The sequence below is a fragment of the Vreelandella hamiltonii genome, from assembly GCF_014651795.1.
In the GTDB taxonomy this organism is placed as follows: domain Bacteria; phylum Pseudomonadota; class Gammaproteobacteria; order Pseudomonadales; family Halomonadaceae; genus Vreelandella; species Vreelandella hamiltonii.
The window spans coordinates 116,473-128,230 of sequence record NZ_BMXO01000003.1; the positions used below are offsets into that span (position 1 = coordinate 116,473).

Genomic DNA, 11,758 nt, shown 5'->3' on the forward strand with positions numbered 1-11,758 from the left:
CTGAGCTAGTGGTCTTACCTAGCCGTTCTGGGTCGTGTCGAGCTTGAGTGGCGTGTCGTTCATTGGCGTGGCTGGGTGACCTATGCGCCAGGGGTGGGTCGAAAGACGAATCTGCCACCCTTGCCCATCGCGCTCCAGATAGTCCATGCACAGGCTGGCTCGCCAGCGCAGGGCGTCGTCGCTGGCCTTTTCCAGTGGCGTGTATAGCGAGTTCTGGTGGCCTGGTGCTGGGCGCGGAGTGATGGCCATGGCATGGTCACCAATCTGTAACCAGCGTAGCCGCCCTTGGGCGTCGGTGCGCACTAGCTCGCGTTGGTCGGGGGTGCATTGGCGTTGCCAGTGTTCGACGTAGCGCCCGTGGGGGTGCTGTTCTTCGAGCAGGTGTTCATCGAGCCAGGCCAGCTGGCCGACGTCTTTCTCCAGGCTGGGGTTCAGGTCCTGCAGGCGGTGCCAGGTGCATACCGGCCCGTCGATCTGGGTGATGCCGACGAATCCGGTCAGGTGGGCGAGCCATTCGAGCTGCGCTCGACTGCACGCCCCCAGGTGCTCGATGCCTGCCAGCGCATCGTGACGGGCGGGAAGGCGCAGGTCGGCATGCCACTGAGCGCCCTGAAGCCAGACCACCTGGGTGCCGGTATCCGTGTACTGGTAGGGCGGCTGAGCGGGCTCGGCATAGAGCGTGCGCTTCCAGACGCCCCGAAACTCGGTTGGTGTGGCGGGGAGTGGTAGGGTCATGAGGCGGGCTTCCCGTCTTGGGCAGCCGAGTGCTTGCCGTGCTGGCCCAGGCTACCCACTTCTCGGGCACCTTCGGGAAGCGTAATCTCACCCTTTGCCAAACGCTCGCGGAGGTAGCGGAAGGTCTGGATCGTTTGGGCGTAGAGGTGATCGCCCGCTTTGAGCGGTGCGTAATGAGCTTTGCCGTGGCGCTCGACCAATTCAGGCAGCGGTGCCACTTCAGTATGGTAATCGCAGGCGAAAAACAGCGGGAAAGAGTAGCGCTCCTGTTTAACTTTGCGCACTCGGTGGGAGGTCGCCACAAATTCGCCGTTGCTCCAAATTTCCAGCATGTCGCCAATATTGACGACTAATGTATCCTCTTGATAGGGGACATCGATCCATTTGCCTGCACCATTCATTACCTCGAGCCCCGGTGCAGTGGGTAGCAGCAGCGTGAAGCACTCGTAGTCGGTATGGGCACCGATGCCTTGGGCGTCTTCGGCATCAGGGTTATACGGATAGTGGATCAATCGCAGTTGGCTGGGCGGCTTGGTGACGTGGCGCAGTAGCTGCTGCTCATCAAGACCCAATGCTCGGGCAAAGCCGCCCATGAGTGCCCGGCCCACTTGGTAGGCAGCCTCGTAGTAGGCGGCGATAGGCTCGCGGAAACCGTCAAGGTCGGGCCAGGGGTTGGGGCCGAGGAGTGGCGTACCTGCCAACACCTCTGGGTCGTCACTGGGCAGTTCAAAGGCAAGATCAAACGCCTCTTTCATGTCCGGCTTGTTAGGGTCTGGCGACTCTTCACCAGGAGGAACATAGCCTCGGTGGTGGTGATAGAGGCCGATGTAGCGCTCCATTTTGATGGCTTCAGGTTGGGCAAAGAAGCGTTTGGCTTGAGTAATCAAACCCTCGCGAAGTGGGAGGTCGATTCCGTGGCCCACCATTTGAAAGAACCCCACGTCTCGTGCGGCGCGACCAAGGTTATCCGCAACCGCTTGGCGTGCAGCGGCATCACCATGGAGTAAACCGCTAATGTCGATAACGGGGATTGCTTGAAAGTCAGCTAAGCGCTGGTCGGCGGTGATCTGGCTCATGCGTTTACCTCCTGTTCACTGGTGAGCACCACAAGTGGTTGCCCCGGCGCAATGGAAGCGCCCTCAGAAAGGGGTAAGCGAGCAACACGGCCAGCGCAGTGGACGGTGATCTCAACTTCCATTTTCATCGACTCCACCAGTGCCACTGGCTGGCCAGCCGTTACCAGATCACCTTCTTCCACCAGCAATTTCCACAGACTGCCGGTGACGGGGCTTTCGATGCCTATTTCGTGATCATCCAACGCGGTGACTTCGGTGGCTTCCGGGGCCTGATCTTCAAAGGTGAACTGGCCATTGGCACGCCAGGCGGCCATTTCGGCCTGGAAGGCGGCTTCACGTTTTGAGCGGAAGGTCTCAATTGCCGAGGCATGTTTGTCGATGTCGGCCTGGTAGTCCGCCAAGCGAAAGCGAGTCGTTTCAATGGACAACTCGTAACGACCATGGGGGAAGTCGCGGCGAATTTGCGCCAGCTCCTCGTGGCTGACCTCATGAAAACGCAGTTGATCAAAAAAGCGCAGCAGCCAGGGGTTCTCGAAGTGGGCCGTGGTGCGATAGCGGTTCCACATCTGCAGGGTGCGCCCCACGAACTGGTAGCCGCCAGGGCCTTCCATACCGTAGACGCACAGGTAGGCGCCGCCGATACCCACCGAGTTTTCGGCGGTCCAGGTGCGGGCCGGGTTGTATTTGGTGGTAACCAGCCGCTGGTGCGGGTCGAGGGGCGTGGCGACCGGTGCGCCGAGGTAGACGTCCCCTAGCCCCATGACGAGATAGCGGGCGTTGAAGACGATATCGCGCACCTGCTGCTCGCTTTCCAGCGCATTGATGCGGCGTATGAAGTCCAGGTTGCTGGGGCACCAGGGGGCGTCGGGTCGCACGCTGCGCTGGTACTTGTCCACCGCTTCCTGACAGGCAGGGTCGTCCCAGGAGAGCGGCAGGTGCACCACGCGGGACTCCACTTCCAGCGACTCGACATCCACCAGCGCCTGTTCGGCCTGGCGCAGGTGGTCGAGCAGCTGGTCGAGGCTTAGCTCGCGGGGCTCGTAGTGGAGCTGCAGGGAGCGAATGCCCGGCGTCAGCTCGCGCAGCCCCACCACCGGGTGCTCGCGTAGCCACAGCATCCAGGCGTGGACCCGAAAGCGCAGCGCGATATCCAGCTCCATGGGGCCGAATTCGATCAGCAGGAAGTCGTCACCTGCGCGGCGGTAGACGATGCGCTCGCCTGCCTGAGCAGCATCGACCTCGCGGAGCAGCGGCGAGCCGCGCTCGGCCTCACAAACGGGCGCGGGCTGGGCGGAGGCGGACAGCTGCTGCAACTGCGTCAACTGATGCGCCTCCAGGGCGCGGGCATCTTCCAGGCGGATCGGCACGAAGCGCACCTTGTCGCCTGCCGTCAGTTGGCCCAGCTTCCAGCGTTCGGCGCGCACGACCGTGGCCGGGCAGACGAAGCCGCCCAGTGAGGGGCCGTCGGGGCCCAGGATGACCGGCATGTCGCCGGTGAAGTCGATGGTGCCGAAGGCGTAGGCGTTGTCATGAATATTGGAGGGGTGAAGCCCCGCCTCGCCGCCATCGGCGCGTGCCCAGGTGGGCCGAGGGCCGATGAGCCTGACGCCGGTGCGGCTGGAGTTGTAGTGGACTTCCCACTCATGGTCGAAAAAGCGCTCGATATCCTCGTCGGTAAAGAAGTCCGGGGCGCCGTGGGGGCCGTAGAGAACCGCAATGCGGGTCACCTCCGGGCCGCCAAAGGTGGGGATCAGCGCTGGGTCCAGCGTCTTGACGGGCGCAGCTGAAAACGCGGGCAGGTCCAGCATGTCGCCACTGCGCAGGGCGCGACCACCGTGACCACCAAACTGGCCCAGCGTGAAGGTGCTGCGTGAGCCCAGGTAGCGGGGGCAGTCGATGCCGCCCCGCACCAGCAGGTACGCGCGGGCGCCCACGGCAGCCTTGCCCAGGGTCAGGGTGGCGCCGGCTGGCACGTCGATGACCTGCCAGCCAGGGATGGCGGTGCCATCGAGGGTGGCAGGCAGCTCGGCGCCCGCCAGCACGATCTGGGTGGCGCGATGAAAGCGCAGCGTGGGGCCATTCAGGGTGATTTCGAGCCCGGCGGCCTCGTCGGGGTTGTCCAGCAGCCGATTGCCCAAGCGAAACGACCAGTCGTCGAAGGGACCGGATGGGGGAACACCCACGTCCCAGTGGCCTTGACGCCCCGGGTAATCCTGCACAGTGGTCAGCGTGCCCGGGCTGAGCACTTCCATGGCGGGAGGGGCCCATGCCAGCTGGGTGAGCCAGTGCGTGTCGATCTGGGCGGCGTCGAAGCGGGCGTCCCTCAGCACATGGGCCAGCCAGCGGCGATTGGTGGCAATGCCATATACCGTGGCGTCTTCCAGGGCCGTGGCCAGCCGGGCAATGGCCTGTTGGCGAGTGTCGGCATGGACCATCACTTTGGCCAGCATGGGGTCGAACAATGGGGTGACTTCCAGGCCTGCTTCGAGGGCGTGGTCGATACGCAGGCCCTGGGCTTCGGGGAAGGTGACTTCGGTCAGCAGCCCCGCGCTGGGGCGGAAATCGTGCGCTGGGTCTTCGGCATATAGCCTGGCCTGCACGGCATGGCCACGGGGTTGCAGGCCCTCTGCCAGGTTTGCCAGCGGGGGGAGTGCCTGGCTACCGAGGCGTACCATCCACTCGACAATATCGACTCCGTAGACCAGTTCGGTCACCCCGTGCTCGACCTGCAGGCGGGTATTGACCTCCAGAAAGTAGAACGCCTCGCGTTCGGCATCGTAGATGAATTCGACGGTGCCCGCACTGCGGTAGTTGACCGCCTGGCCAAGCTGCACCGCCGTGGCGTGCAGGGAGCGCCGCACGGCATCAGGCAGGTTGGGAGCAGGGCACTCCTCAAGGACTTTCTGATGGCGCCGCTGGGTGGAGCAGTCCCGCTCGCCAAGGGCAATCACCTGCCCCTGGCCATCGCCGAACAGCTGCACTTCCAGATGGCGAGCACGGGCGATGTAGGCTTCGAGAAAGACGCCGCCATCGCCGAAGTTGCGCTCGCCCAGACCTTTCACCGAATCAAAAGCGCGGGCCAGCTCTGCCTGGGAGTGGCAGACCTGCATGCCGATGCCGCCACCGCCAGCGGTGGACTTGAGCATTACCGGGTAGCCGATACGCTCGGCGTGAGCCTTGGCGTCTTCCAGCGAGGCCAACAGCGGTGAACCGGGGACCAGCGGCACACCGGCCTGTTCGGCCAGCGCGCGGGCTTCGTGCTTCAAGCCAAATTGGCGGATCTGCTCGGCGGTCGGGCCCAGGAAGACCAGCCCGGCCGTATCGCAGGCGCTGATGAAGCGGGTGTTTTCCGACAGGAAGCCGTAGCCTGGGTGAACCGCCTGGGCGCCGCTTTGCTGCGCAATGGCGATGAGCTTGTCGATGTTCAGATAGGTCTCGCTGGCGCCGCCTTCACCCAGCGAATAGGCTTCGTCGGCCTGGTGCACGTAGGGCGCATCGCGGTCGGCGTCGGCGTATACCACGACGCTCTGGATGCCGAGGGCGTTCAGCGTTCGCAGGATACGCGCGGCAATGGCCCCGCGATTGGCAATCAGTACCTTGGACAATAACGGTGTCGTGGACATGGTGGTGCCTGCAAAGAAGGGCGGGCCGTCCCGCAGATGAATCAGCCCCTTGGGGTCGTCCCCAGGAGGAAAAGTGACCTCACTCCCAGACCAGCAGCTCGATGGGCGTCGGGTGGTAGCCGTTACAGGGGTTGTTGAGCTGAGGGCAGTTGGAGACCAGTACGATGACATCCATGTTGGCTTCCATCTCGACGTACTTGCCGGGGGCCGAAATACCGTCGGCAAAGGTCAGCCCGCCGTCGGCCGTCACCGGCACGTTCATGAAAAAGTTGATGTTGTGGGTGATGTCGCGTTTGGTCAGCCCGAACTCGGGATAGCGGGCAATGGCCTGCATCCAGTTGTCGCGGCAGGAGTGCATGTGGCGCTTTTCGAGATCGTAACGCACGGTATTGCTTTCGCTGGCGCAGGCACCGCCCAGGGTGTCGTGGCGGCCACAGGTATCGGCGGTGATGGTCAGCATGGTGCGGCCTTCACTGGACATCAGCCGGGTGCCCGCCGTCAGGTAAACCGCGCACTGTTCGCGCACGGTATCCATGGCGCTGTAGCGTTCGGCGGTATCGTCGGCATTGAAGAACAAGGTGTCGGCGGCCTGGTTGCCCTCCAGGTCCAGAATGCGCAGGGTCTGGCCGCGCTTCACGGTGCCGATGTAGTGGTCACCGGCCTCGACGGTGGTGCGGCGGACGGCGTTTTCAGGGCGTAAGGTGCTTTCGATGATCATGGTGTCCCCCTTAGAGGCCGAGGTGGTAGAGGCGATTGTTGGCAAAGCCACGTGCGTTTTCGGGCCGTGAGCGGTAGCAGGGGTCTTCCTCGGTGGGAGGCTCCGCCGTGCCTAGCGCGATATCGACGCCGCGACGGGGGTAGTGCGGGCTGGGGTCGAGGGGGTGCGGGCAGGTGTGCAGCAGCACCAGCGTATCCATCTCGAAACGCAGCGTGACGCGGCTGCCCGGCTGGCAGTGGTTGTCGACATAGCGCAGCTTGCCTGCGTCATCGCTCTCGACCCGTGAAAAAAGGTTGAGGTTGGCCGCCAGATCGCGTCGGCCCAGGCCGTATTTCGCCAGCTCGACGAGAAAGGCATCGTGGCCGGTGCGGGTCCAGTCATTGTGAGCCTGCTGGTAGCTCACCGGCTGCCAGCCCTTGGCCAGAAGGTGGTGGGGCATCAGGTTGCCGCCCACGCTATCGTGCCAGCCCAGGGTGTCGTGGGTGATCGACGCAAAGATGCGGCCCATGTCGGAATAGAGGCAGTGGCCCTGGGTGAGTTTGAAAGTGTGCTGGCACTTCAGGGTGTCCGGGAGGTTGAGGCGCTCCAGCAGGTTTTCCGGGTTGTAGCAGAGCAGCCCTACGTTGCTGTTGGCCTGCTGGGCTGACAGGGTCAGCGTGGTGCCGCGGCGCAGGCGCAGGGACCAGTGATGGCCGCCGGGCAGGTGCGTGGCGTAGTCCGCGTGGGTTGTCATGACAGCGTCTCCTGTACGTGGGTGGTCAGACCGCGTTCCGCCAGCGTGTCACTCAGTGCCTGGGCGGAGTGTGCGCGGTTGGCCTGTTTGCCGATGGGCAGGTCGTAGGTGATGGTGGCGCCATAGGCCTCGGGGGCCTGGGGGTCGTGGCGAGTCTTGTCGAAGACCCACAGCCGCGTGCCGAGGGCGAAGGCTTCCGTGAGGTCGTGGGTGATCATGAAAATGGTCAGCGACTGTTCTTGCCAAAGCCGCGTGATCAGCGCGTGCATGTCCTGGCGAATGCCGGGGTCGAGCGCGCCGAACGGCTCGTCCAGCAGCAGTAGCCGAGGTTTCATCATCAGCGCCTGGGCAATGGCGAGGCGTTGCTGCATGCCGCCGGAGAGCTCGTGAGGGTACTTGTGCAGCGCATGGCCCAGGCCCACCTCTTCGATGCGCGCCGTGGCCACTTCGATGGCGCGCCGCCGGGATGCACCAAAGCGCTTGCCCAGCAGCGGGGCAATCCGCAGCTCTTCGGCGATCATGACGTTGCCCAGGACGGTCAGGTGGGGGAAGACCGAGTACTTTTGAAACACGACGCCTCGGTCAGGGCCGGGTTCGTCAGGAATGGGCTGTCCATCCAGCAGCAGGCTGCCTTTGGAGCGCTTTTCGGTGCCCAGCAGCATTTTCAGGAAGGTGGTCTTGCCGCAACCTGACGCGCCCACCAGCGTCACGAACTCGCCTTCCTCGACGGAGAAGTTGAGGTTTTCCAGCACCACGTGCTGGCCATAATGCTTTTCCAACCGGTGGGCGGAGAGCAGGCTCATGATTTGTCTCCTTCATCGGCGTGATACCAGGGGAAGGCCAGCCGTGATACCCAGGCCAGCAGTTGATCCAGCACGAAGGCCAGCAGGGTGATCCAGGCCACGTAGGGCAGAATCACGTCCATGGAGAGGTAGCGGCGCACCAGAAAGATGCGATAGCCAAGGCCCTCTTGGGCGGCAATTGCTTCTGCTGCAATCAGGAACAGCCAGGCGCTGCCCAGCGCCAGCCGTGTGGCATTGAGCAGCCGAGGCGTCAATTGAGGCAACAGCACTCGCAGCAGCACTTGCCAGGAGCTGGCGCCCAGGGTCTGGGCCTTGATCAACTGTTCGTCTGGCAGGCGCAGGGCGTGGCCCTGCAGGTCACGAATCAGAAAGGGCGTCACGCCCATCACGATCAACGCGATCTTGGCCGCTTCCCCGGTGCCAAAGGCGATGAACAGGATCGGCAGAATGGCCATGGGCGGTATCAGCGACGTTACCGTGATCAGCGGCGAGAGCTTGGCGCGCAGCAGCGGAATGCCGCCACTCAAGATGCCCACCACCAGGCCGATCAGCGCGCTGATGCCGACACCGATCAGCAGCCTTTCGAGGCTGGCGAAAGTGTCGGTCCACAATACGATCTGGCCGGTGCGCACGTTTTCGGCCGTGGCCAGGTGATGAAAGGTCTGCGCCATGCTGCCAGGGGAAGGCAGCAGGCGGTCGTTGGGGTTGTCAGCCAGGCGAGCACTGGAGGCGCTCAGGTAGAGCATGCCCAGTACCAGAAACGGCACCAGTCCCAGCAGCCAGCGGCCGCCGCGCGAGGGCGACAGGTTAATCAAGCGCTTCATGGCAGGGTCCACCAGGTAAGTAAGGGGCAGAAGCGGCGAGCCGCCGCTTCATGGGGCGAATACCGTGGCCTCGTTACTGCGCGTCGAGGTACGCCTGAGTAAAGGAAGGATCGAAGCGCAGCTGCACGTTGCTCTCGTCACCGAAGATACCGCTGGGCGTTTCGATGCCCACCACGCCCGCGCTGGGTGCCATGTCGCCCAACAGCCCGTGGGTAAAGCTGAAGTCGGCCACTCGCTCCATGGTGTCCAACAGCTCGGGGCTTTCCATCAGCGCTACGGCTTCGGCGGGGTCGGTATACAGGTAGGTTGCCTCTAGCTGGGCACGGTAACCCTCCAGATCGGTGCCAGCGGCGTCGGCCATGATCGTCAGCGCGTGCTCGTCATTGGCCTCGACAAGCGCCATGACCTCGTACCAGGCGCCCACCAGGGCGTGACCCAGGGCGGGGTAGTCGGCCAGGGTTTGGGTATTCACCACCATCATGTCGAGAATTTCACCGGGGATTTCCGCCGAGGTGTATACCACTTGGCTGTCCGGTATTTCGGCGATGATGCTGAGCTGCGGATTCCAGGCGGCTACGGCTTCGGTACTGCTGCTGGAAAACAGGCCGACGATATCGGCGTCGGAGGTATTGACCGTTTCGATGTCGCGCTCGGTCAGCCCAACGCTCTCCAGGGCGCGTGCCAGAAAGTAGTGAGACACGCTGAACTGCACCAGATTGACTCGGCGGCCTTCGATATCCGCCAGCTCATTGCCCCCTTTGAGCACGATGCCGTCATTGCCGTTGGAGTAGTCGTTGATGATCAGCGCGGTGGAGTCGACGCCGCTGGCGGCAGGAATGGTCAGAGCGTCCATGTTGGTCATGGCGCAGCCATCGACGTTGCCCGAGGTGAACTGGTTGATGGACTCGACGTAGTCATTGACCTGTATCACGTCGATAGCGATGTCGTGCTGCTCGGCCCATTTGTCGACGATGCCTTCGACATCGGCATAGGCCCAAGGCATCCAGCCTGCATAAATGGACCAGCAGACGCTGAATTGGTCACGCTCCTGGGCATGCACGAAAGAGGGGGCCAGCGAGGTGGCCAGCAGGGCGGCAGAGAGCGGGGCCAGCAGATATTTACCAGGGGTGCGGATGGAACGGGTCATGAGAGCCTCCAGCGGCTAAGTAAAAACTCAGGGGGCATCGGCGCATCACTGTGCCTTATCCTCCCGGGCTTTTATCCCGCCGTGTAACCTTGCGCTTGCAAGGTCGATCGCTCTCGGACCAGCCACAGCCATCAGGGGCGTTTCGTTGATGGTGTCGGAACCCTAGCGATCTATTGGAAACTCGATTGTGCGGCTGCGATAGCGGCCAATACCCCGTGTGTAACACCATGAACACAGCAAAATATTGGCCGCTTGCTTAAAAATGACGGTGAGTCATGCGTTTGGCGACGTTTCTGACGAACAGGGCATGCAGCGTCGCTTTTGTCTGCGCATTTTTTTGGTGCGTTATCATTGGGCTTGCACCAGGCTGTATCGGTTGTCAGCGCTTACAGCGGCGTCTTGCTCATCCTGCCCGGTACTTCTCGCACCAGCCTGGGCATCAGGAAGCCGGGCAGGTGTTCGAGCAACTGCTGGACCAGCGCTTTGGCGCGTTCGTCGGTGACGTCGTAGTGGGCTGCGCCTTGTACGGGGTCGAAGGCGTGCAGGTAATAGGGCAGTATCCCCGCCTCGAACAGCCGTTCGGAGAGCGTGGCCAGGGTCGTGACGTCATCGTTGATGTCGCGCAGCAGGACGCTCTGATTGAGCAGCGTGACGCCCGCCTGCTTGAGGCGCGCGCAGGCTGCGACCACGGCCTGGTCGATCTCGTTGGCGTGGTTGATGTGCAGCACCATTACCTTTTTCAGCCGAGTGTTGCCAAGCCAGCCCAGCAGGTGGTCATCCACCCGGTCCGGGATGACCACCGGCAGGCGCGTATGCAGCCGCAGTCGCTGCAGGTGGGGAATCTCTTCCAGCTGCGCGACCAGCCAGCTCAATTGCCTGTCGTTGGCGGCCAGCGGGTCGCCGCCGGAGAGAATCACTTCCCGAATGGCACTGTCCTGGCGGATATAGCCAAGGGCCTCCTGCCACTGGGCTCGCGAAGGCGCGTGCTCCTGGTAGGGAAAGTGGCGGCGAAAGCAGTAGCGGCAGTTGATGGCGCAGGCTGGGCTGGCGATCAACAGCACGCGGTTGGTGTATTTATGGATCAGGCCTTTGGCCGGACGGTGCTCGGCTTCTTCCAGCGGGTCGGTGACATAGCCGGGCGGCGACAGGGCTTCTTCGGCCAGCGGCAGGACCTGGCGCAGCAGCGGGTCGCTGGGGTCGTTGGGCGCGATGCGTGACAGGTACGCCTCGGGCACGCAGATATCGAACAGGCGATGCCCCGCCTGGGCTTCTTGCTGCCACTGGGCGTCCAGGCCAAGGCGCTGGCAGAGGGTTTGCGGGTCGCGAATGGCGTGGGATAGTTGCCGTTGCCAGGAGGCGGGTGCCTCGTCGGATATCGAGTGATCGGCAATGATGATGTTCTCCTGCAAAAAGCCCTCCTTCGGGTTATCATGCGCGCACTTGGCTACAAGGTTAACGACGGCGAAGCAGGGCAGCGCGCGTCACCGACTGAAACACACCATAGAACCATTGAGAGGCAGTATGGCGAACTATTCTACCAATGAATTCAAAGCGGGTTTGAAAGTAATGCTTGATGGCGATCCTTGTTCGATCGTCGAGAACGAGCTGGTCAAGCCTGGCAAGGGTCAAGCGTTCAACCGCGTCAAGCTGCGCAACCTGATGACTGGCCGTGTCGGTGAGCGCACGTTCAAGTCTGGCGACTCGCTGGAAGGCGCTGACGTCATGGATCTGGAGATGGAGTACCTCTACACCGACGGTGACATGTGGTACTTCATGAAGACCGACGGCTCTTTCGAGCAGTACGCGGTAGAGAAAAAAGCACTGGGCGAGGCCGAAAAGTGGCTCAAGGAGCAGGTGCCCTACACTCTGACGCTGTGGAACGACAAGGCGATCTCGGTCACGCCGCCCAACTTCATCGAGCTGGAAGTCGTCGAAACCGACCCCGGCCTGAAAGGCGATACTGCTCAGGGCGGCTCAAAGCCTGCTACGCTTTCCTCGGGTGCCGTGGTACGTGTACCGCTGTTCATCAACCAGGGCGAAGTGTTGAAGATCGACACCCGCTCCGGCGAGTACGTATCACGCGCTTGATCGGCGTCACT

10 protein-coding genes and 1 riboswitch are annotated in these 11,758 nt (G+C 62.9%); of the genes, 1 reads left to right on the forward strand and 9 read right to left on the reverse strand.

Annotation, left to right across the window (positions count from 1 at the left end; translation table 11 throughout):
* Positions 1-18: 18 nt before the first annotated feature.
* From IE061_RS05065 to epmB, 9 genes are all read right to left on the reverse strand, one after another.
* A complete protein-coding gene (locus IE061_RS05065) occupies positions 19-735 on the reverse strand; it encodes a hypothetical protein (protein WP_096923192.1) in 717 nt (238 codons plus the stop codon).
* A complete protein-coding gene (locus IE061_RS05070) occupies positions 732-1,811 on the reverse strand; it encodes an isopenicillin N synthase family dioxygenase (protein WP_193461147.1) in 1,080 nt (359 codons plus the stop codon). The genes IE061_RS05065 and IE061_RS05070 overlap by 4 nt, the downstream gene beginning before the upstream one ends.
* Positions 1,808-5,434 carry an urea carboxylase gene (gene uca / locus IE061_RS05075; protein WP_193461148.1) on the reverse strand — a complete coding sequence of 1,209 codons (3,627 nt, stop codon included), beginning with the start codon at positions 5,432-5,434 and terminating at the stop codon, positions 1,808-1,810. The genes IE061_RS05070 and uca overlap by 4 nt, the downstream gene beginning before the upstream one ends.
* Positions 5,435-5,513: 79 nt before the next feature.
* A complete protein-coding gene (locus tag IE061_RS05080; RefSeq protein ID WP_193461149.1) occupies positions 5,514-6,152 on the reverse strand; it encodes an urea amidolyase associated protein UAAP2 in 639 nt (212 codons plus the stop codon).
* Positions 6,153-6,162: 10 nt separating this feature from the next.
* Positions 6,163-6,885, reverse strand: a complete 723-nt coding sequence (locus tag IE061_RS05085) for an urea amidolyase associated protein UAAP1 (protein WP_016913429.1) — start codon at positions 6,883-6,885, stop codon at positions 6,163-6,165.
* Positions 6,882-7,688 carry an ABC transporter ATP-binding protein gene (locus tag IE061_RS05090; protein ID WP_193461150.1) on the reverse strand — a complete coding sequence of 269 codons (807 nt, stop codon included), beginning with the start codon at positions 7,686-7,688 and terminating at the stop codon, positions 6,882-6,884. The genes IE061_RS05085 and IE061_RS05090 overlap by 4 nt, the downstream gene beginning before the upstream one ends.
* On the reverse strand, positions 7,685-8,512 hold the full coding sequence (locus IE061_RS05095; RefSeq protein ID WP_081136957.1) for an ABC transporter permease: 828 nt from the start codon (positions 8,510-8,512) through the stop codon (positions 7,685-7,687). Before IE061_RS05095 ends, IE061_RS05090 begins: the two co-directional genes overlap by 4 nt.
* 73 nt (positions 8,513-8,585) lie before the next feature.
* Positions 8,586-9,659 (reverse strand): putative urea ABC transporter substrate-binding protein, encoded by a 1,074-nt coding sequence (locus tag IE061_RS05100; RefSeq protein WP_193461151.1) that lies wholly within the window; start codon positions 9,657-9,659, stop codon positions 8,586-8,588.
* 58 nt (positions 9,660-9,717) lie between these two features.
* Positions 9,718-9,836, reverse strand: a riboswitch (guanidine-I (ykkC/yxkD leader).
* Positions 9,837-10,045: 209 nt separating this feature from the next.
* On the reverse strand, positions 10,046-11,068 hold the full coding sequence (gene epmB / locus IE061_RS05105; protein ID WP_193461152.1) for an EF-P beta-lysylation protein EpmB: 1,023 nt from the start codon (positions 11,066-11,068) through the stop codon (positions 10,046-10,048).
* 112 nt (positions 11,069-11,180) lie between these two features.
* On the opposite strand from epmB, the gene efp reads away from it, so the two are divergent.
* Positions 11,181-11,747 carry an elongation factor P gene (gene efp / locus IE061_RS05110; protein ID WP_193461153.1) on the forward strand — a complete coding sequence of 189 codons (567 nt, stop codon included), beginning with the start codon at positions 11,181-11,183 and terminating at the stop codon, positions 11,745-11,747.
* Positions 11,748-11,758: the final 11 nt, after the last annotated feature.

Excerpts from the sequence above, each read along its gene's own strand:
- efp (WP_193461153.1), top strand. The coding sequence starts at position 11,181 with ATGGCGAACTATTCTACCAATGAATTCAAAGCGGGTTTGAAAGTAATG.
- IE061_RS05090 (WP_193461150.1), bottom strand. The coding sequence starts at position 7,688 with ATGAGCCTGCTCTCCGCCCACCGGTTGGAAAAGCATTATGGCCAGCAC.
- IE061_RS05085 (WP_016913429.1), bottom strand. The coding sequence starts at position 6,885 with ATGACAACCCACGCGGACTACGCCACGCACCTGCCCGGCGGCCATCAC.
- IE061_RS05095 (WP_081136957.1), bottom strand. The coding sequence starts at position 8,512 with ATGAAGCGCTTGATTAACCTGTCGCCCTCGCGCGGCGGCCGCTGGCTG.
- IE061_RS05070 (WP_193461147.1), bottom strand. The coding sequence starts at position 1,811 with ATGAGCCAGATCACCGCCGACCAGCGCTTAGCTGACTTTCAAGCAATC.
- IE061_RS05080 (WP_193461149.1), bottom strand. The coding sequence starts at position 6,152 with ATGATCATCGAAAGCACCTTACGCCCTGAAAACGCCGTCCGCCGCACC.
- IE061_RS05065 (WP_096923192.1), bottom strand. The coding sequence starts at position 735 with ATGACCCTACCACTCCCCGCCACACCAACCGAGTTTCGGGGCGTCTGG.
- uca (WP_193461148.1), bottom strand. The coding sequence starts at position 5,434 with ATGTCCACGACACCGTTATTGTCCAAGGTACTGATTGCCAATCGCGGG.
- IE061_RS05100 (WP_193461151.1), bottom strand. The coding sequence starts at position 9,659 with ATGACCCGTTCCATCCGCACCCCTGGTAAATATCTGCTGGCCCCGCTC.